Origin of the sequence: Saprospira grandis DSM 2844 (assembly GCF_000275825.1) — a bacterium.
Classification (GTDB): Bacteria; Bacteroidota; Bacteroidia; order Chitinophagales; family Saprospiraceae; genus Saprospira; species Saprospira grandis_A.
Genome location: NZ_JH719942.1, coordinates 2,640,597 through 2,660,693, shown reverse-complemented (window position 1 = coordinate 2,660,693; position 20,097 = coordinate 2,640,597). Strand labels below are relative to the sequence as shown.

The window sequence follows — 20,097 nt, the reverse complement described above, 5'->3', positions numbered from 1 at the left end:
CCAGTTAGGTATTCAATCCCCGCATAAATATCTTCTGTGTTCTCACGGAAAATAGTCATATCAACCAACTCAGGCTTTTTTACTGGAGAAGGTACCCCCTGAAACCAACGCACAGGACGCACGCAAGCAAAAAGGTCAAGCTTCTGACGCAAAGCCACATTTAGTGAGCGGATTCCTCCACCTACAGGGGTAGTCAAAGGCCCTTTGATCGCTACCAAATACTCATCAATAGCATCTAGGGTAGCCTGTGGCAACCATTCCTGAGTCGCATCAAAGGCTTTCTGACCAGCCAATACTTCTTTCCACTCAATTTTGCGCTCGCCAGCATAAGCTTTCTCTACAGCAGCATCAAAAACGCGAACAGAAGCAGCCCAAATGTCAGGACCAATGCCGTCTCCTTCAATAAAAGGAATAATAGGTTGATTAGGCACTTGCAACTGCCCCTCTTTCATGCTAATTTTTTCTCCACTCATGGATCGTATAGTTATGCAAAATGAAATAAATGATTTAGCCCCCTTTGAGGGCGCTCAAATTTACATTTTTTATACTAGATAATGAAGCTTGATTTCTCTTTTTCACTAGACGCCCCCCCAGCCAGCTTTCTCCTATATCTGCCCTAAAGACAATGGCAATAACTCAAAAGCAGATAGCTCCCCCTGCGTAGCTGCCCAATCCTGACTATAACCCAGCAAAAATCCTCCGCCCCCCGCTCCACATAGCTTGAGCAAATAACTGCCTCCCTCCAAACCTTTTTGCCAAATCTCTTTAAAATCTGCCGGGATCATCCGCTGAAAAAACCGATGCTGTAAGGCCGATATCTCCCTAAATGCGGTACCTAAGACCTCATCTTCCTGGCCCAAATAGGCAGAAATAGCCAAACTGTGCGCCTGAGCAAGTTCTTTTTGCTCTGCCAATGGAAAATCCGCCTGCGCACAAGCTTGCAAATAATGCTGCACTAATGGGGCCGTTTGCCTCGCAATTTTTGTGTTCAATAAAAATAACTGGGCCCGATCACTCTCCCCCAAACGAATTTCCTGCCCCAAAATTTCACTCTGACCAGCTTCCCAAAACAACCCCTTTCTCAAATAAGAAACCAAAGGGTCTATGCCCGAACTCTGCCCATGAAAGGCCTTTTCTATCTGGGCCAATGTCAATATCAATTCCTCCCCCCTCGCCTTTTCTCCCTTGGCATAACGCTCATATACTGCGGCCACCAAACTACCCGAACTCCCCAAACCATAACCATGCGGAATATCACTCTGCAACCAAATCCCCGCTCGCAAGTCTTCCCCCAATCGCTCCAAATCTAAACAACAATTGGGCGCCATGCTATCCAATAGGAGCTGCAAACCCTGCTGCGAAGCTAATCGCTCTTTAGCGGCCGACCAAGACCAATTGGCCCGATAGGCCCAAAAGGGCAAGGCCAAGGCCGGAGCCGCCTGCATGATGCTGTACTCTCCAAATAATAGTAGTTTCGCCGGATAAGCTTTTGTCATAGTGCTCGCTGTATTTTGGGCCAAAGCTACAATTTTGCAAGAAAACCGCCAGCCCTCACCTTCTTTTTATCCTTAACGCTTTTTTCTTTATGTTGTTTTGGGGCTGCCCCGCCCTAGGGGCGGGTCGGGCTGTTTCGCAGCTCGCTGTTCGCTCGGCCCTGCGCGGGCTATGCCCGCTTGGTCTGGCCTGACGGCCACTGCTGTCCATCCCTCAGCCGCGGGCCTGCGGCCCTTTGCGGCGGCTTCGCCGCCTGCTAAACCGTAAAAATAAAGCGGAGGACGAACTCTCCCCATCGAGAGAATTTAGGCAGGAATTTTTTAATGGGCCAAACGCCCCCGCAGGGATTCCCCTAAGGAATCCCGTAGAGGGGTGGGTGGGCGGGGACATATTAAAGCAGGCCGAGCGAAGCGAGGCCTACCGCTTAAAAGGGGCAGCCAAAAGGCCGAAGCAGAAAGCATCAACTGAAAAACAAAAGTGGAGCAGGCCCAGCGCTGCGCAGCCGTGGCCGAAGGCCAGACCAAGGAGCAAAGCGACGCAGGGCCGAGCAGACCTGCGAGCGGCGCAGCATAGCGGCGGCCAGCAAAGCTGGCCGCGGGCCCCAAAACAATAAAAAAGCCACTCCATAAAATAGAGTGGCTCAAGGCAAAACTTCTTAGCGGCCTAATTAAGGCTTATAAGTATTATTCTTTCTGTTGATATCGGCCATTCGGCTAGAAGGATCAATTTCAATACTCAAAATATCCTTTTGTTTAATGGGCAACTCTAGCTCATAGCTAGTATGCGTCCAGCGCCAATCGGGCATCACATTATACTCTAGGTACATATTTTCGTTGGCTTTGGCCCCTCTCATAATGGCCAAGGGAATATAGAAACAAGCCGTTTTTTCCTCCTTGCCATCTTTATAGGTTACCACCAAATCTACAGGCATGGGCATACGGCCATTCTTAATGCCCGCTTTCTTATCCTTGCTTTCTAGGCGTTGCAATTGGACCAAAGTCTTTTTGCCCTTCTTTTCCACCTTATCAATAGCATAATCAATGGTATGTGTACTATTGACCCAATACTCTCGGTACCAATCTAGCTCTAGGCCCGAGCGTTTTTCAACAATGCGGATAAAGTCGTTGGGATTGGGGTGCTTAAATCGCCAGTTATAGTAATAATCTAGCATGGCCTCCTGAAGGACCTTTTCGCCAACAATGTACTCTAGTTGATGGACAAAAACAGCTCCTTTATTGTAAGAGCCAGCGCCATAAGCCGCATTACTCATAAAATGGTCGGCATGTGTGCTTAGGGGTTCCTCTACCCCACTTTTGGCCAACTGCTTATAGCCTGCATAAGAGTAGTAATGGGGGTTTTCGCCTTTTTTCAATTGGCCATCCAAATAAGCGGTAACAATATTGGTAGAATAAGAAGTAAAGCCTTCATCCATCCAGGCATAAAGGGCCTCATTGGTTCCCATTAGCATCTGATACCAAGTATGCATGAGTTCATGGACCATCACGCCCTGTAGGCTAGAAGGAGCACGGTTTCCGGTGATCAGGGTAGCCATGGGGTACTCCATTCCACCATCGCCCCCTTGAATAAAGGAATATTGGCGATAGGGATAATTGCCAAAGCGTTTCTCGATATACTCAAAAGCCTTTTTCATTTTAGGCTGAACAGCTTTCCAAGTGGCTTTATAATCCTCATCATCTTGATAGAGAAAGTGAATCTTAGTCGTATCATCTAATTGGACCACATCATGGATATAATCGGGATCGGCGCCCCAGACAAAATCGTGCACATTGGGGGCGATAAAATGCCAACTAAGGCGCTTCTTGCCTTTGAGGTCGGCTCTTTGGCCCACATCCTCATAGCCGTGCCCCATTTCATTGGGATTTTGGAGATAGCCCGTAGCGCCTACGGTATATTCTACAGGCAGGGTAATTTTTACATCAAAATCGCCCCAAACGCCATGAAACTCTCGGCCAATATAGGGGTTGGCATGCCAGCCTTGGTAGTCATACTCACAAAGTTTGGGGTACCATTGCGACATAGAATAATCGATACCCTCTTTACTATTGCGGCCAGAGCGACGGATTTGAATGGGCACCTGGCTCTTAAACTCCATTTCTAGAGTAGTGCTTTCGCCGGGTAGAATGGGCTTGGCTAGTTCTACCTCCAAAATAGTCTCGGCCATTTCGTAATTGACCTTCTTGCCATCTTGCAGCAAGCTTTTGATTTTATGATAACCCATTTCCTTGGGTTTGAGCTGAGCGATGCGGTCGCCTACCCGAGGATCTGGGTCGGGCAGCGTTCTAGAGCGTTCATCCATCATACTACCTGGCTGAAAGGCATTAAAGTAGAGATGATAAAATACTTTACGCAAAGTATCGGGCGAATTATTGGTATAGACCAGCTTTTGTTTACCATCGAACTGATGTTTTTTGGTATCCATATCAATTTCCATATAGTATTTGGCCGCCTGTTGCCAGCGATCGGGCCCTGTTTGGGCCAACAAGCTAGCTCCTGCCAAAAGGCCAAAAGCTAAGCTTGCAATTTTCTTTTTCAACATAAGGTATCGTTTTTCAATTTTTTGATTGAGTAGAGCAAGACTTAAATAAAGTAAAAAAACAGCCCTTTTATTAGAAATTCTACAAAAACAGAAATTGGACCGACCAGAAAATAAACCGCTAGTTCAGTCTTTCAAAAGGTCGAGTTAGTCGAAATCTAAAGGTTAAGGATTGTTAAGGGATCGTAACTACAGTACCCTAAACTTATTATACATAAAAAGCAATCAAAAATTAACAGAACTGTGGCTTCCTCGGTTCCAAGCTAGTCCAGCACAATAGTTCGGCTAGTTCCTACAATCAATTTAACCTCGATCTTAATTCCAAAAAACATGAAATTGACCCTCCTCTCCTTACTCCTGCTCGTTTGTAGCTGGAGCTGGGCACAGGGGCCTATGCCCCCTGCCCAAACCACCCTTTTAGGCCAACTCATAGATGCCGATAGCAAAAAGCCTTTAGAGTTTGCTACCGTATCCCTCTACAACCTTTCCGACTCCCTCATTACCGGGGGCATTAGCGATATGGATGGTAAATTTCGGCTGGCCAACTTGCCCTATGGAGACTACTATGCCAAGTTCAATTTTATGGGCTATGAAGAAAAACGCATAGATAGCCTTAAACTAGAACTCCCGACCCTTCAGCTAGGAAAAGTCTTGCTAAAGCCCGATGCTGCCACCCAAGAGACCGTGCAGGTAACGGCCAATAAATCGCTACTCAAATTGGGCCTAGACAAAAAGGTCTTTGATGTAGAAAACAGTGGACTTGGCAACAGCGAAAGCGCCACCGAGGTTCTTCGATCTACCCCAGGCATTGAAGTCGACCAAGATGAGCAAATCAAAGTGCGTGGTAAGGTCGTCCAAGTATACATCAACGGTAAACCCACGGGCCTCACTGGAGAAAACCAAGCTGCCGTTCTTCGGCAACTGCCCGCAAACAGTATCAAAAGCGTAGAAATTATTACGAGTCCCTCGGCCAAGGATGCCCCCGATGGTGGCGCAGGAGGAATCATTAACATTGTGATGAAACGCAATCTCCTCTCTGGCTTTACCGGCAATGTCAACGGTCGAATTGGGACCAATGCCCGAGGTTGGCGCTCAGCGCCCATTGGTCCTATGTTCAATAAGTTTAATACGGGTTTTGGCCTAAACTACAAATCTGAAAAGCTCAACCTTTTTTCTAATGCCAGCTGGAGCCGCAGAGGCTCCTACACCCTTTCTGAGGCCTACCGCTTCAATCAATTGCCCGATAGCAGTTATTATTTTAATACCTACCGCGATAGCCGCCGGCAAAAAGATAACTTCTGGGGGCGTCTAGGCATGGACTACTACTTTAGTCCCACCCAAACCCTCTCTATGCAAGTTCGGGGCGGTGGAGGTGCTGGCCAAAATGGCGGCCAAACCCAATATGATAACTTCGGACAAGACTCTGTATACTACAGCCAAGAGATTCGAGGAAGAGATGGCGATACAGAACGCTACAACTGGAGCTACAATGCCGTTTACTCGATTATTTTCCCAGAGAAAGACTCTACAGGCAAACCCAATTTGGATAAAATTGGGGGCATGGGCGAGCAGCACGAACTGGTCTTTGATTTCCAAATATCAAATAGCCAAGACCAAGATATTGACTACTACGGCAATCAGTCTTATTGGCCCAATGGCGATGCCATTAATGCGGCCCCAGACTCTCAACGCATTGAGGACTTTGACAGCCGCAGAGAAATTTGGGCCCGCATTGACTATACCCTTCCCTTGCCCAAATTAGAAGGGCGACTAGAAGTAGGCTATCACTATCGCTACCAATTGGACCGCAGTGATTTTGGCTATTATAATTATGTCCCCCAACGCCCCACTTTGGTCAATGATAGTAGCCGCTCCAATATCTTTGAATACAGCCAACAGATTCATGCCCTTTATGGGACCTACAGCCAAAAGTTGGGCAAAAAGTGGAGTGGGAAGTTTGGTCTTCGTTTAGAGCAAGCCAGTGTAGACCCTCGTTTGATTAGTACGGAAGAGAGCTATCCCTGGAGCTACTTTCAGCTCTTTCCTTCCCTTAATTTGGGTTACCAAATGAGTAAGTCGGCTCAAATGACTTTTAATTATAGCCGTCGGATCGATCGCCCCGGTTCTTGGTCCACCAACCCCTTCCCTAGTTTTGAGGACCCCCGCTACCTTTATTATGGCAACCCTTATTTGCAGCCCTCCTTTACCGAGAAGGTAGAACTGAACTACGGCAACTACATTGGCAAATCGGGAATAAATGTTGGCCTATATGCCAGCTATAATGATAATGAGTCTACCCGAGTGCAAACCATTGACAGCCTAACGGGCGTGATCCGCTCTCGGCCCCAAAACCTGGCCTACAACTACCAATACGGTTTAGACTTCAACTTTAATACAAGTATTTTCCCTTGGTGGACCCTCAATATGGGCGGCAACCTCTACCAATCGCATTTTGATGCAGAAGTAGAGGGCCAAGACCTTTCTTACCAAACCTTAGGCGCTAGCGGAAACATATTTAGCAGTATCCGCTTGCAAAAAATTGGGCTAAATATATCTATGGGGGGCTCGGTTTGGTATCAAGTTCGAGATATTCAGGGAAGCAACCGCCCCAACTTTTGGCATTGGGTATCGGTCAATAAACAGCTCATGAAAAAGAAATTGCGCCTATCTCTTTGGGTCCAAAACCCCATTTATAGCAATAGCTACCGCTATCAGCGGAGTACAGACAGCTTCCGTCAAAGTGGAATTTACGAATGGGAAAACCGCGTCATTAACTTTAGTATGAGCTACAACTTTGGTAAAATGAATGTAAAAAACAAACGTCGCAGCCAATTAGAAAACCGCTCTGGCGGTGGAAACAGTGGCGGCGGACAAGGCGGCATTTAGAGGCGGCGAAGCCGCCAGCGAGCGAAGCGAGCAATGGCCCAGCGCTGCGCAGCCGTGGCCAAAGGCCAGACCCAGGAGCCGAAGGCGACGCAGGGCCGAGCAGACCTGCGAGCGGCGCAGCATAGCGGCGGCCGCCCCAATATATAGGGCGGCCGCGGGCCCAAAAGAAAAAAGTCAGTCCTCTAAGGAGTACTGGCTTTTTTTTGTGCGTTCCCTGTTTTATAATATCTTCCGAAACTATTATTTTGTGAAGGCCCCAGTAAAAGCGCCCAACTCCCCTAAATTTAAGACAAAAAACTACCGACTTAATCCCTAGATTAGGTCGGCTAAACTGTTTTTTGCAGTAGGCTTTTGGCCTATTTTTAGCCTAAGGAACTAGAAGCGCTTTGGCGCTTGTTTTTTAAGTAGTTCGTTATACATACTATATTCCAAGACAAGCAAAACCAGCAATATGCTAAAACCACTATTATATATTCGTCCCAAACCTTGGCAAATTGCCCTCTCCATTTTGGGGGTTTGTTGGGGCTTGGCCACGGCCTTTACCAGCCCAAAGCTCCTAAAAAAGGAGGAGCAATCTGATTTTCAGATGACAGAAAGCACTCCACTTTGGACCGTCATGGGCAAATTGGGCAAAATTAAAACCAACCAGCCAAAAGATTGGGCCAAGGCCAAAGACCAACTGATAATTCGGCAAGGAAAAGAACTGATTGAGCAGGGGTTTACCACCAAAGAGGGCACGAGCACCGAGTTGCTTAGTAAAACCATGAGCTGCGCCTCCTGCCACCTCAGTGTTCGGGAAGAACCTAGCCTAGATAATCTGGACCCTCAAAAACGCCTGAAATATGTAGACTCTAACCAGCTCTCTTTTCTGCCCGGCCCTAGTTTTTATGGCATGATTAACCGCATCTTCTTTTTTAATAATGATTTTGCCAAGCTCTATAACGGCCCCTATGCCCATCTGCTCAAGGGCGCCCACTTTGACCTGCGCAAATCTATGGATGCCTGCAACCAACTCTTTGCCGATGGCCGAGAAATGGAAGATTGGGAAAAAGAAGCCATTTTGGCCTATCTCTGGACCCTAGAACTGAAAATGGGCGAACTCAAAATGAAAAAAGCCGATTGGGAAAAGGTCGAGTATTCTATCAAAAATAACCGCAGTAATGCCCGTGCCGTAAACCTTATACGTCGCTATTACTCAGAGGTGTACCCCGCCCACCTGGTCCGCCCACCAGACGAACGCGCCCGCCAAATGGTCTCTCCCGCTAGCAATAGCTTTCTCAATGGCCGAAAAGTTTATGAACGCAGCTGCCTGCATTGCCATGAAGAAAAACGCTATAGCCGATTCAAACTCGATAACCGCCAAAAAACATTTAAACGACTAGCCGCCAACTTTGAAGGCAAAGCCAAATACTCTATTTATGCCGCCCACCGCTATCAATCAGGCAAAAATTGGCGCGGAATTCCCATCTTTACCAAAGAAAGAATGAGCGATGACCAACTGGCAGACCTCCGGTTTTTTATTGAAAATATGGCCAAAATGGGCGATGAAGCCCTCGATTATTATAAAAATTAACCCCCAAGCGAATGCTGCAAGCTATTGTAGTGTTCGCTTTTTTTCTGCTGTTTTTTGGGGCTGCCCCGCCCTGCGGGCGGGTCGGGCTGTGTCGCAGCTCGCTATTCGCTCGGCCCTTCGCCAGCAAGCTGGCTCGGTCTGGCCTGCGGCCACTGCTATCCATCCCTCAGCCGAGGCGCTGCGCGCCTTGGCGGCGGCTTCGCCGCCTCCTCTTGGACCAAAAATTGGCTATCGGAAAAAATGTCACGGATTAGGAACCGAAAACACTCGAAATGTCAGCTAAAGCTTTGGAAAACTGCCATTTTGCCTTAACTTCAAGAATTGGATTTACATTTGAACGGAAAAAACAAATTGTATAAATCTCCATCTACTAGATCAATAAGCCCTATATATTATGTTTGACAAATTTACCGAAAAAGCCCGGCAGGCCGTACTCAAAGCACAGGAATATGTGCGCAGCCGCCAACAACAAGACGTTCAATTGGCCCATTTATTAGCCGCTATGTTAGAAGTGGACGACAATGTGGTGGGCTACCTACTCAAAAAATTATCCGTCAACCTTAGCGACCTCAAGCAAAAGCTAGAGCTGATTATGGATGCCTACCCTAAAGTCTATGGAAGCAACTCGGGCAGCCACCTCTCTAAAGAGGCCAGCCTAGCTATCCAAAATGCCCAAAACCTGGCCCGCGATTTTGGCGATGAGTTTGTAGCCCTCGATATGATTTTGGCCGGTATTTTCTCTGTAGACGATAAAACCACTCGCCTGCTCCGCAGCCTTGGCGCCAACGAAAAACTACTTGGCGACGCCATTAAGGAATTGCGCAAAGGCCGCACCGTTAAAAGCGAAAGCGGCGAAAACGAATTTAATGCCCTCCGCAAATATGGGGTAAACTATAATGAACAATGCCGCAACGGAAAATTGGACCGCATTATTGGCCGCGATGATGAAATCCGCCGCCTGCTCCATATCCTCTCTCGCCGCAAAAAGAATAACCCCATCCTCATCGGAGAACCTGGTGTGGGAAAAACTGCTATCGTTGAAGGTTTGGCTTGGCGTATCGTGAATAATGATGTGCCCGAAAACCTAAAAGATAAAACCGTTTTTGGCCTCGACCTAGCCGCTCTAGTCGCTGGAGCCAAATATAAAGGAGAATTTGAGGAGCGCCTCAAAGCCGTGGTCAAAGAAGTGACCACCTCTAATAACGTCATCCTCTTTATTGATGAAATTCATACGCTGGTTGGTGCTGGCGGTGGTGGTGGCGCCATGGATGCTGCCAATATCCTTAAGCCAGCCCTTGCCCGTGGCGAACTACGCGCTGTTGGAGCCACTACCCTAGATGAGTACCAAAAGTACATTGAAACTGATAAGGCCCTAGAAAGACGATTCCAGAAAATTGTGATCGACCAACCTTCTATGGAAGAAACAGTGGCCATTTTGCGTGGACTCAGAGAACGCTACGAAAACCACCACCAAGTTCGTATTCTAGATGATGCCCTCATCGCCGCGGCAGAACTTTCTCATCGCTATATTAGTGACCGTGCCCTACCCGATAAAGCGATCGACTTGATGGACGAGGCCGCCGCTAAACTTCGCTTAGAGCTAAACTCTATGCCCGAAAAACTAGATGAATTGGACCGAAAGGGTCGTCAGCTAGAAATTGAAAGAGAAGCCGTAAAACGAGATGGCGACCAAAAACGATTGGATGCCATCAATGAGCAAATTGCCAATATCTCGGAAGAACTCACGGTCCTAAAAGCCGCCTGGGAATCGGAAAAAGAGCTCATCAATATTATTCAGTCTTGTAAGTCTGAAATTGAAAAACACCGCCTAGAAGCGGAAGAAGCCCGCCGTAATAGCGATTACGCCAAAGTGGCCGAACTGGAATATGGTAAAATTAAAGAACAGGAAACTATCTTGGCCAATGCAGAGGCCCAACTAGAAACGCTCTCTCCAGAAAAACGCCTGACCGATGGAGAGGTAGATGCCAACGACATTGCTGAGGTTGTTGCTCGCTGGACGGGTATTCCCGTAGCCAAAATGCTCGAGAGCGAAAGAGAGAAGCTGCTCCGCCTAGAAGAAGAAATTGGCCAAAGAATTATTGGACAAAGAGAGGCCGTACAAGCCGTTTCTGATGCGGTTCGCCGTAGCCGCGCTGGCCTACAAGATGCCAAAAAACCCATTGGTTCCTTTCTCTTTATGGGAACAACGGGAGTAGGTAAAACAGAATTGGCCAAAGCCTTGGCCGAACTCCTCTTTAATGATGAAGCAGCCATCACTCGCTTTGATATGTCGGAGTATATGGAAAAACATGCTGTTTCTCGGCTGGTGGGTCCACCTCCTGGTTATGTAGGCTATGAAGAGGGGGGGCAATTGACGAATGCCGTTCGCCAAAAGCCTTATTCTATTATTTTGCTAGATGAGATTGAGAAAGCCCATCCCGATACCTTCAATATTTTGTTGCAGGTCCTAGATGATGGCCGCCTTACTGATAACAAAGGCCGTGTAGCGGACTTTAAGAATACGATTATCATCATGACCACCAATATGGGGGCCGATGTGATCCAAGATAACTTTGATGGTTTAGATGATGTAGAGGCTAGCAAACGCCAAGCGATCATTGAAACGACCAAACTGGAAGTAGTTGAGCGCCTCAAGGACCGTGTTCGTCCAGAGTTTCTCAACCGAATTGATGAAACGGTTATGTTCACTATGCTCAACCGCGAAGAAATCAAGCAGATTCTTTATTTGCTATTGAAAGGTATTCGCAAAAGAGTGTTGGGCCAAGGCTTTGATATTGAGCTTTCTGAAGCGGCCATTGACTACCTAGCCGATTTGGGTTATGAGCCTGCCTTTGGTGCTCGCCCCATGAAGCGGGTACTCCAAAAGGAGTTGGTCAATGAATTGTCTAAGGCCCTATTGGCGAGTCAATTTGCGCTTGGCGACCTCATTTATGTGGATCTTCCTAAAGGGCAAGAGAAGCTCTTGTTTACTAAAAAAGAAGAAGAGAAAGAGCTAGAGTTGGAAGACTAAACTTTATGCACTAAGAAAAGCGATCCTGATCGGGATCGCTTTTTTTTTGGTCCAATTTTCTGCGTTCTACAGGCGGCGAAGCCGCCGCAGGCTGAGCTGCCTGGCGGGTGGCCCGAAGGGCCAGACCAAGTTTTTGAGCGCAGCGAAAAAACGCAGGGCCGAGCAGACCTGCGAGCCCAGAAGGGAGCGACCCGCCCGTAGGGCGGGGCAGCCCCAAAAAAACAGTATACTAATTCAATTCCTTTGCTTCCTCAAATAGCTGTTCTAGGCGGTTGCCCCTAGAGCCCTTAACATAAATGGCGTGGGCGGAAGTGGGCAAAGCCTGCTGCAGTTGGTCCAAGTTGTCAAAATGTTGGGCAAAAGGAGGCAGCGACAAGCCCAAAAAGCTAGGGCCAAAGAGGAGAAGCTGAATATTTTTTTTGTTCGCGAGTTGGTTTAAAAGGGATTGATGTTCGCTTTGGCTAAAGTCGCCTAGTTCCAGCATTTCGCCAAGGACAAAGACTTTGGGGGCAGATTTCTCGGCCAGAGCGGCCTGCAAAAAGGCCTGCATACTGCTGGGGTTGGCATTATAGCAATCGAGTAAAACGGCTTGATTATTCCAGTTTCGGCGTTCGGAGCGGAGCGATTTTGGAGCGTAACTTTCCAGCGCTTGTTTAATGACGGCGGCGGGCAGGGCAAAATAGTCGGCAATTGTGGCGGCGGCTAAAATGCTGGGCGTCCAGAACTCGCCAAAGAGATTCATTTTTACGGGCAGCTTTCTCTTGCCTAATTGGAGTTGTAGTTTAAGATCGGGAGTTTGGAGCACTTTTGCTTGAGTATGGTCCTTTGGTCGGCCATAAAAAATGGGATTTTTTAGTTTTTTTGCGGCCTTCATCATTATGGCATCTTGGCCATAGACAAAAGCTTGGCCCTCTGTTTTGGCCAAATAATCATAGAGTTCATGGTTTGCTTTCTGGATATTTTCCAGCGAGCCATATTCGCCTAGATGGTCCTTACCATGGTTAGTAATCAGGCCATGAGTAGGGGCGGCAATTTCGCAGAGGGCGGCGGTTTCGCCTAGGTGGTTGGCCCCAATTTCTAGGATGGCCAACTCATGTTCATCTTTAATTTGGAGCACAGAAAGGGGGAGGCCCAAATGATTATTCAAATTGCCGGGGGTGGCCCAACAATCATAATTTTGAGAGAGCAGCAAATAAAGTAATTGTCGGCAAGTGGTTTTGCCATTAGAGCCCACCACGGCAATTACTGGAATATCGATTTGTTTTCGGTGATATTGGGCCAATTGCTGTAGGCAAAGTTCCACATCTTCGACCAAAATATAGCGTTCATCCTCTGCATATTTGGCTTTTAGTTGCGGGGCATTGATAATAGCGGCCAAGGCTCCTTTTTGCAGGGCCATTTCAGCAAAATCATTGCCTTTGTGTTGGCCATTTTCATCTTTTTGACCCAAGGCAAAAAATAAGTCGCCCTGTTGAACTTGGCGACTATCAATACAAAGGCCCTTAGCCGATAAAAAAGTAGTATAAATTTGAGCAAGCTGCATGAGATCAATTTTGGTCTATAAAAGGATGGGCAAAAATAGCCTTTTTTTAGGCTTGTACTCTTTCGCCAAGGTAAAAGAAATCAAAGTTTTTTAATATAAAATAGGGGTTTGCCGTCCATAACTAATCTAAAAGATGTATTTTTGAGGCCAATTAAGGCCCCTCTAGGGCCTTTTTGATTGATTATCAGTAAAATAAGAATTTCTCAGTTATGGACTACAAAGTCAAGGAGCTAGGAAAGTTCCAATATATAGAAGAAGGGCAAGGGGAAACTCTTCTGCTTTTGCATGGTCTTTTTGGGGCCCTTAGTAACTTCGGTAGTATTATCGAACATTTTCGTAAGGATTACCGCATTTTGGTCCCTGTACTACCTATCTATGAGGCGCCACTAAGAGAGCTTTCTGTGGGCTATCTTAAGAATTATGTGGTAGATTTTTTAGAAGCCAAGGGCGAGACAGAAAAAATGCACGTTTTAGGTAATTCTTTGGGCGGACATGTCAGCCTCTTTATGGCTCTAGAAGAGCAAGACCGCCTAAAAAGCCTTATTTTGACGGGGAGTTCTGGACTTTTTGAGAACACTTTGGGCAATACCTTTCCCAAGCGGAAAAGCTACACCTTTATTGAGCGCAAAGCAGAATATACCTTCTACGACCCCGCTACAGCTAGCAAAGAATTGGTAGACAGCCTTTTTGAAATTGTCAATAATAACGAAAAAGCCATCCGCGTTGTCGCTTGTGCTCGCTCTGCAATTCGTGACAATGTGGAAAATCGCCTTCACAATATTAAGGTGCCTACTTTGCTCGTTTGGGGAAAGCAAGACCGCATTACGCCTCCTTTTGTTGGTGAGGATTTTCACAAAGGAATTGAGAAATCTCAGCTATATTACATCGACAAATGTGGACATGCCCCAATGATGGAGCGTCCTAATGAGTTTAACCGAATTTTGAGTGCTTTTTTGGCCCATCAGAACTAAATTTGATGGTCTTTTGACTCAAAAAAGGGCTGACTCTTCTCAGAGTCAGCCCTTTTTAATTTTTAATACATGGATAAGTTTCTCTATTTCACACAACCCCAATGTGGGGTTTGCCATGCCCTTTTGCCCAAGCTTTCGGAGTTTGTGGCCGAGCATTATCCCAAAATGGAACTAGAGGTCATTGATTGTATGGCCCAGCCCGAGCGAGCCGCCCAGCACAACGCCTTTTCGGTTCCGCTGCTCCTCGTTTTTTTTGAGGGCAAAGAGTTTTACCGCTTCTTTGGGGCCTTCTCTTTAGGCGAGCTGGCCGCCCAAATGCAACGGCCCTATCAACTTCGCTTTGAAGATTGATTTCCCCACTATTTTTGGTGCTTTCTTTGTAGAGCAAAAAGTAAAAACTAAACAGTTATTCAATGAAACTGAAACTTTACTTTTTGCTCTTTTTTTTGGCCTTTTCGGCCAGCAGCTGGGCCCAGAACAAAACCTCGGGCAGCATTTGGGAGGTACTCGCTTATCCCGTTCACGCTTTTCGGCTCAATCGGCAGGCGCCTGCCCAAGCAGAGCGGCAACGCATCCAATATGGTCCAGAAGAGCGGCAATATCTTTGGCTCTACGAGCCTTTGGGTGGCGCAAAACAAGCCCCCATTATTTTTTATGTACATGGTGGCGCTTGGCGAACAGGCAAGCCCGAGCAGCATCAGCATCTGGCCCAACTATTTACCGATTTGGGCTATCGTTTGGTGATGCCAGCCTATCGTTTGGCCCCCGATTATTGCCAAGAAGATTTACAGCTCGATATTGACCAGGCTATTTTAGCCGCCAGCAAACATTGGGGCATTTCGCTCCCCAAAAGCCAATGGATTATTGGCGGAAGCTCTGCGGGAGGAAACCTAGCCGCTCTTTTCGCCTACGACCAAGAACGGCTAAGCAATTTGGGTCTGAGCAGCGCAAATATTAACGGATTTTTTTCTATTGCCGGCGCTCTAGACCTCAACCAAATGGAGCCAAGTATGCCGCTTCGGCAATATGCAGGAAGCAAGCAATCTGTTAATTTCAAATTGGCGAATCCCATTTATTTAATCGATGCCCAAGACGATTTCCCCGCCCTTTTATTACATGGCAACCGAGATGGCTTGGTCGATTTTCGAGCTTCGGCCTCTTTTGCCCAAAGCCTGAAGCAGAAGGGCCTCCCCTACTCTTTTTATTGCATCCGAGGCGCCAGCCATCTGGCCGTTACCGCAAAATGGTACTACAAAGCCAAAAAGCGAAAAGGCCAAGGCGAACATTTACGCAATTGGCTAGTCGCCATAAGCAAAGCGCAGGTAGAAACTACGGAATAGCTCCCCCTTATAATATATACGTATCGGCAAAAAGTTGGCTGCCTGAAAAATAGCGGGATCCTCGGCATGCGCTTGCATTTCTTCTTCAGAAAAAAGAAGCGGATAATCCTTGGGCCGAGGCTGTTGGCTGGCTTTCATCGCCCAAATTTCCTCTGGCAAACGGAAAAGCAAAAGCCCCTCCGCCTGTCGATAGGGTTCCCCCTTAAAATCTTGCTCTAGGCTGCCATAACTCAAGCGGAAATCACCATTATAGTCTGCTGGAAAACGGAGCAAAACATACAAATCTGTATTCGCACTCCACTCGGCCCCCAAAGGGCCACCACCTTTTTCTTGCAATAAATTTTTGGCCTGATGCCAGCCCTCTTCCTGCTGCATTTTGGCCCACCAAGCGGCAGCAGCCAAGCTATCCAGCTGGTTTTCTGGCTCGTCTCCTTCAAAAAAGCAGTAGGCCTCAAAGGATTTTGCCCGATTGCTTTTTAAGGCTCTGGCGGCAGGCGACAAGCTATCGCTTTCTGCTTTTTGGCTGGCAATAGTTTCTTTTTTTGGACCTTCTGTTTGGCAGGAAAAACAAAGGGCCAAGGCCCAAATCCATATCCATTTTTGCATAATTCTTCTGTTTTTTTTGGGGCCCGCGGCCGGCTAGCCTTCGGCTAGGTCGGCCGCCGCTATGCTGCGGGGCTCACAGGTCTGTTCGGCCCTTCGCTGGCGAAGCCAGCTCGGTCTGGCCTTCGGCCACCCGCTCCGCAGCGCTGGGCCAAAATACGCTTGGCGGCAAACAAAATTGCAAAAAAAAGGCGCCTTCTTCAAATGGAGGCGCCAAAATAGAACTTCATTTTTACTTAGGCCATGGGTTGGACCAACACTCTATAAATATCATATTTGGCCGAGGCTTGACGCATTTCTAAAAGGTCTAGCAAACCCTCTGATTCTAAAATTTCTTCTAGGGCCGATTGCGTATGTTCATTGCGAAGTTCAACCTCTCCCTCCTGCAACTGCTGCATTCTCCAGAGGTAAGTATTCTCCATCTCCTGCCAAGTTTTGCTTTGTTGCTGCACTGCATCAATTTCGGGAGAAACCGCTTCGGCTTCGGCAAAGGCTTGGTTATTTCGAGACAAAATAATTCCCTCACTAATTATATAGTAACCACTATGGGCCCATTGTTCTTCTTGTTCAGAAAGGAACTTAGCGTAGACCACCAGTTGCAAATCATCATTATTTTGTAGACTTTGGCGATAAAAACTCTTGCCCTTCCACTTGAGGTCCAAAACAGCAGTTTCCGCTTGACCATTTCGTTCTCGATAAAGGACCAAATCGGCAATGCCTTTAATTTTTTGGCCACAAAGTTCACCTTCTACGGCCATTTCAGAGGCTTTCACGCTCCAGCCATTTCGCTGAATAGCCGAAATGAGCGTCCAGGCAGAAAACTTCATTTTATTGATAAAACTAATGCGGTCGGCTTCTTTGCCATACATTAGCAAAACGGCCCCTTCTCGTTCAATAATTGTGGGTAAGGTTTTATCAATCCAAGTTTCTAATTCTGTTTTGCTCCAAGTTTTGGGCTCTTCCACCATCAAATCAAAGAGGCGTTCAAAAAGCACATGCGATAAATTACCTTTTAGGCGGTTTTCGCTAGAGACCTGCAAAATAGAAGACTTATTCAGGCCAATCAGGTAGCGGAACACCCATTGGTAAGGATAGTAAAAGAGTTTATCTAAAGAGCTAAAGGACTCATTTTTTCGTTCGCTGAGCAGGCCAGCGCCTCCTTCTTGTTGGCCCAAACGGATATAGGGCGAGGGAGATTTTAATGGGCTAGGCCGCAATTTTTCTTCTTGGGCCAGCTCAAAATACTGTTGAAAATAGCTAGAGCTTTTGGCCTCTTCCAGTTGAATACTAAAGCTATCGAGTAAATCGCCAAAAAGGGCCTGCATATCGCCCCAGAGCGGGTGCGGATGTTGTTCTCGGCCTTCTACTTTGTGGGGAAGGACCAAAATGAGTTGTTCTCTACAGTATAAGATTGGGCGGATGCGCTGCCAGATATTGCGCAGGTTAATTTGGCTCAAGGTCTCCAGTTCAATTGCTCTTTTTTCTAGATAAGCCCTTTCTTGCTTATACCAGCGTTCAAAGCCAATATTTCGCTGTGGGTCGACAAAATTCCACCAAAGCAGCTGAGGGCTATCGCCCACAATTGCGGCGGGTTCATAGACAAAGGGGGCATGGCCCAATTCGCTAGGGCGGAAAGGGATGGCCACGGCTTGATTTACCTGTTTGACTAGGCGTTCGAGTTGTAGGTAGCCCACTCCTTGTTCCTTTTTGGCCAAACTTTGGAGTAAAAGCAAGAGGCGGCCAGCTTGTTCATAGAGGCGGAGGATGGGTTTTTGGGCGGCCAAAACTTCTTCTCTTTGGCGTTCCAGTTGTTGTTCCTTAGCTTCTTCTAGATCTGATTTATTAAGTTTTTTATCAATCTTATCTAATTGTTTCTTTTGCTCATCGACTAGTTTGAGGGCCCAAAGGCGGAGATAATCAAAGATTTCGACTAATTCTCGGACGGGTAATAATTGGCGGGAGTCATAGCGGCGGCGTTCGAACCAGAAGCTATAATCTTTTTCGGCTTGGGCCAATTCTGCTTCTAATTTTTTGGCAATTCGGGGGCCTGCTCTTTCGATTTGGGCCTTCATATCTTGTACAAACTCCTCTTTTTTGCGAAACCAGAGTGCACTAAAGAGGCCTGGTTTTGCAGAAATAGACTCGGCTAATTTAACCGCTAGGCCCTTATGCAGAGGAATGTTAGGTAGTGATAAAAACTCCAGTAAGCGATAAGGGTTGAGGGGTTGCCAGAGAAAGGAGCTAATGAGCTTGAGGATTTGCAGGCTGGGTCGGGCTAGAGAGGCTGATTCTACCCCAAAAGAGGGCAAGCCTTCTTGGACCAATGCATTATCTAGCGCTCTATTTTTATTAGAGAGCAGGCAAAGTGGTTTTAGGTTGGGCATTTGGGCAAAAAGCTTGGCCAAATAGGCTGCGGCATAGGCTTCGCTTTCTGCTTTGAGGACCAAAATAGAGCCATCGGCTTTTTCCGTATTGGCTTTAGGAATCTCTTGGCCGAGCAGGCGGGCTTGCAATTGGCCCAACTGTTTATTGGCGAGGGGTTGGGGTTGGTCTAAATTTTCAATGACTACATCCTCCTGCTTCATCAGTTCAAAGAAGCGCTGCCAGTAAGGGGGCCAGAGTGCTTCGGCTTCTTGCAGCAACAACTTAGAAATGGGTTGTTTTCGGCCCTTTTCGATATAGGAAAAAACCTGGCGGAAGCGTTCGGCAAAGGCGGGGGCCAATTGAATTTCCTCTTGGCGTTGGAGCAGGCGTTCTAATTCGGCCAGCGTACGCAAGCGGCTAGGCATTTGGGTTCGGATAGCAAAATCCCAGCTAGAGAGATAGAGTTCATCTCGGCGATCGAGCAGGGCTTGGGCTGTAGCGAGTGGGTCTGCGGAGAAAGAGGCGGCAAAAAAGGCCTCTTTATTTTTTTCTAGATACAGAGCGAGGAGTTGCCGATATTGCTCTACGCGCAAAAAGGCCTTATTATCGGGATAACCAATGCCCAACTGTTCCTCTAGGAACTCAATGAGTTGTTGTGGGCCACAACTATAATCGATGCCTTCTTCCCAGAGCGGAAAAATTTGCTCTTGCAGGCTCAAACCAAAACGTACAATCATAAGACTTCAGTCTAAAGAGCAGCGATGAGGAAAAAGGGCGAATAAAATTGTAAAAGGCCCATACCTTTATGCTGCTCAACATCTAAGAGATAAGACAAGTTAGTTATTTTATACGCAAAAAGTAAATAGTTTTTCAGTTTTTAGTCAAAATAATGATAAAATTAAGGAGTTTGGGCTAAAAAAATGGCTAAAAGGCCTTTTCTTGCCTTTAAAGCTGAACAAGAGGGCCGAAGAAAAAAGCCAAAGCGAAGGGCCAATGATGAGCGGATGAGGGATGGAAAAGGGGGCGGCGCAGCCGCAGACCCAAGTTTTTGAGCGTAGCGAAAAAACTGCAGGGCCGAGCAGACCTGCGAGCCCTGACACAGCCCGACCCAAGGCCTGAAAGGCCGCAGGGGCAGCCCCTAAAAAAACAAGACAACCAACATAAATTTGGTTAAAATAAGGAGGAGTTATAGAATCTAAAGCTCTAGGTAGATTTATCAGCAGATAAAATAGATAAGCCATTTTTTTTTCCTAATTTGTTTGACAAACAAACTTGGGCAACAGCAGTTGCTTTTTACGAAAAAAACTAAAGGAAATGAAAAAATTAGTATCGCAACGTTCTAAGGAAGAAAGAGCCAAATTTTTCAAGCGAGGATTGACCAAAGTGCAGTTTTCTACGGCCCAAATAGGGGGTCAGGAAGAAGAAAAACCGCTAGAAGAAGTTGCTGAAGTAGAAGCTCCTCAGGAAGAGGTGGTTGTAGAAGAAACTGTGGTAGAGGAAGTTGTTGAAATGGCGGCGGAAGAAGAAGCGGAAGAAGAGGATTTTGATTGGGATGAGGATGACGATGACGACGATGATGATGATGACGACGATGATGATGATGATGACGATGACGATGACGATGACGATGACGATGATGACGACTTTGATTGGGATGATGAGGCGGAAGATTAAGGAAATCTAAAAAGCCGACTTTTATCTAAAAAATGCTTAGTTTTGCGTTAGTTTATAGGGACAT

Annotated in this window: 13 protein-coding genes (1 of these 13 cut by a window edge); 7 read left to right on the top strand and 6 right to left on the bottom strand. The window is 46.9% G+C overall.

Going from position 1 to position 20,097, the window contains the following annotated elements:
- From icd to SAPGRDRAFT_RS12195, 3 genes are all read right to left on the bottom strand, one after another.
- Positions 1-473: the 5' end (the start) of an NADP-dependent isocitrate dehydrogenase gene (gene icd, locus SAPGRDRAFT_RS12215; RefSeq protein WP_071530154.1), read on the bottom strand. Its footprint begins 748 nt before the window's first position; only the first 473 of its 1,221 coding nucleotides appear in the window; its start codon is at positions 471-473; its stop codon lies off the left edge, out of view.
- A gap of 132 nt (positions 474-605) precedes the next feature.
- Positions 606-1,496 carry a GHMP family kinase ATP-binding protein gene (locus SAPGRDRAFT_RS12210; protein ID WP_002659539.1) on the bottom strand — a complete coding sequence of 297 codons (891 nt, stop codon included), beginning with the start codon at positions 1,494-1,496 and terminating at the stop codon, positions 606-608.
- A 665-nt stretch (positions 1,497-2,161) separates the two neighbouring features.
- Complete coding sequence (locus tag SAPGRDRAFT_RS12195) at positions 2,162-4,051, bottom strand: M1 family metallopeptidase (RefSeq protein ID WP_002659538.1); 1,890 nt, start codon at positions 4,049-4,051, stop codon at positions 2,162-2,164.
- A 327-nt stretch (positions 4,052-4,378) separates the two neighbouring features.
- Between SAPGRDRAFT_RS12195 and SAPGRDRAFT_RS12190 the strand changes: the two genes are divergently transcribed.
- The 3 genes from SAPGRDRAFT_RS12190 (at position 4,379) to SAPGRDRAFT_RS12175 (ending at position 11,538) form a co-directional block, all read left to right on the top strand.
- Positions 4,379-6,934 carry a TonB-dependent receptor domain-containing protein gene (locus tag SAPGRDRAFT_RS12190; RefSeq protein ID WP_002659537.1) on the top strand — a complete coding sequence of 852 codons (2,556 nt, stop codon included), beginning with the start codon at positions 4,379-4,381 and terminating at the stop codon, positions 6,932-6,934.
- 451 nt (positions 6,935-7,385) lie between these two features.
- Positions 7,386-8,507 (top strand): hypothetical protein, encoded by a 1,122-nt coding sequence (locus tag SAPGRDRAFT_RS12185; RefSeq protein ID WP_002659536.1) that lies wholly within the window; start codon positions 7,386-7,388, stop codon positions 8,505-8,507.
- 394 nt (positions 8,508-8,901) lie between these two features.
- Positions 8,902-11,538, top strand: coding sequence for an ATP-dependent Clp protease ATP-binding subunit (locus SAPGRDRAFT_RS12175; RefSeq protein ID WP_002659534.1), 2,637 nt, complete (start codon positions 8,902-8,904; stop codon positions 11,536-11,538).
- 229 nt (positions 11,539-11,767) lie between these two features.
- Here SAPGRDRAFT_RS12175 and SAPGRDRAFT_RS12165 read toward each other — a convergent pair whose 3' ends face one another.
- Positions 11,768-13,081 (bottom strand): UDP-N-acetylmuramoyl-tripeptide--D-alanyl-D-alanine ligase, encoded by a 1,314-nt coding sequence (locus SAPGRDRAFT_RS12165; RefSeq protein ID WP_002659533.1) that lies wholly within the window; start codon positions 13,079-13,081, stop codon positions 11,768-11,770.
- Between the two features lie 209 nt (positions 13,082-13,290).
- Here SAPGRDRAFT_RS12165 and SAPGRDRAFT_RS12160 point away from each other — a divergent pair, with 209 nt between their 5' ends.
- The 3 genes from SAPGRDRAFT_RS12160 (at position 13,291) to SAPGRDRAFT_RS12150 (ending at position 15,392) form a co-directional block, all read left to right on the top strand.
- Positions 13,291-14,052, top strand: a complete 762-nt coding sequence (locus SAPGRDRAFT_RS12160) for an alpha/beta fold hydrolase (RefSeq protein ID WP_002659532.1) — start codon at positions 13,291-13,293, stop codon at positions 14,050-14,052.
- 69 nt (positions 14,053-14,121) lie between these two features.
- Complete coding sequence (locus SAPGRDRAFT_RS12155) at positions 14,122-14,403, top strand: thioredoxin family protein (protein WP_002659531.1); 282 nt, start codon at positions 14,122-14,124, stop codon at positions 14,401-14,403.
- A gap of 62 nt (positions 14,404-14,465) precedes the next feature.
- Positions 14,466-15,392 carry an alpha/beta hydrolase gene (locus SAPGRDRAFT_RS12150; RefSeq protein ID WP_002659530.1) on the top strand — a complete coding sequence of 309 codons (927 nt, stop codon included), beginning with the start codon at positions 14,466-14,468 and terminating at the stop codon, positions 15,390-15,392.
- Here the strand turns inward: SAPGRDRAFT_RS12150 and SAPGRDRAFT_RS12145 are convergent.
- Positions 15,351-15,998: a hypothetical protein gene (locus tag SAPGRDRAFT_RS12145; RefSeq protein ID WP_002659529.1), complete on the bottom strand. Its 648-nt coding sequence runs from the start codon at positions 15,996-15,998 to the stop codon at positions 15,351-15,353. The two genes, SAPGRDRAFT_RS12150 and SAPGRDRAFT_RS12145, sit on opposite strands and share 42 nt — an antisense overlap.
- Before the next feature lie 233 nt (positions 15,999-16,231).
- Positions 16,232-19,096: a PD-(D/E)XK nuclease family protein gene (locus SAPGRDRAFT_RS12140; protein WP_002659528.1), complete on the bottom strand. Its 2,865-nt coding sequence runs from the start codon at positions 19,094-19,096 to the stop codon at positions 16,232-16,234.
- Between the two features lie 577 nt (positions 19,097-19,673).
- On the opposite strand from SAPGRDRAFT_RS12140, the gene SAPGRDRAFT_RS22950 reads away from it, so the two are divergent.
- Positions 19,674-20,033, top strand: coding sequence for a hypothetical protein (locus tag SAPGRDRAFT_RS22950; protein ID WP_002659527.1), 360 nt, complete (start codon positions 19,674-19,676; stop codon positions 20,031-20,033).
- Positions 20,034-20,097: the final 64 nt, after the last annotated feature.

What these genes read in the sequence shown, in the direction of transcription:
- SAPGRDRAFT_RS12210 (WP_002659539.1), bottom strand. Translation starts at nt 1,496, where the DNA reads ATGACAAAAGCTTATCCGGCGAAACTACTATTATTTGGAGAGTACAGC.
- SAPGRDRAFT_RS12195 (WP_002659538.1), bottom strand. Translation starts at nt 4,051, where the DNA reads ATGTTGAAAAAGAAAATTGCAAGCTTAGCTTTTGGCCTTTTGGCAGGA.
- SAPGRDRAFT_RS12190 (WP_002659537.1), top strand. Translation starts at nt 4,379, where the DNA reads ATGAAATTGACCCTCCTCTCCTTACTCCTGCTCGTTTGTAGCTGGAGC.
- SAPGRDRAFT_RS12185 (WP_002659536.1), top strand. Translation starts at nt 7,386, where the DNA reads ATGCTAAAACCACTATTATATATTCGTCCCAAACCTTGGCAAATTGCC.
- SAPGRDRAFT_RS12175 (WP_002659534.1), top strand. Translation starts at nt 8,902, where the DNA reads ATGTTTGACAAATTTACCGAAAAAGCCCGGCAGGCCGTACTCAAAGCA.
- SAPGRDRAFT_RS12165 (WP_002659533.1), bottom strand. Translation starts at nt 13,081, where the DNA reads ATGCAGCTTGCTCAAATTTATACTACTTTTTTATCGGCTAAGGGCCTT.
- SAPGRDRAFT_RS12160 (WP_002659532.1), top strand. Translation starts at nt 13,291, where the DNA reads ATGGACTACAAAGTCAAGGAGCTAGGAAAGTTCCAATATATAGAAGAA.
- SAPGRDRAFT_RS12155 (WP_002659531.1), top strand. Translation starts at nt 14,122, where the DNA reads ATGGATAAGTTTCTCTATTTCACACAACCCCAATGTGGGGTTTGCCAT.
- SAPGRDRAFT_RS12150 (WP_002659530.1), top strand. Translation starts at nt 14,466, where the DNA reads ATGAAACTGAAACTTTACTTTTTGCTCTTTTTTTTGGCCTTTTCGGCC.
- SAPGRDRAFT_RS12145 (WP_002659529.1), bottom strand. Translation starts at nt 15,998, where the DNA reads ATGCAAAAATGGATATGGATTTGGGCCTTGGCCCTTTGTTTTTCCTGC.
- SAPGRDRAFT_RS12140 (WP_002659528.1), bottom strand. Translation starts at nt 19,096, where the DNA reads ATGATTGTACGTTTTGGTTTGAGCCTGCAAGAGCAAATTTTTCCGCTC.
- SAPGRDRAFT_RS22950 (WP_002659527.1), top strand. Translation starts at nt 19,674, where the DNA reads ATGAAAAAATTAGTATCGCAACGTTCTAAGGAAGAAAGAGCCAAATTT.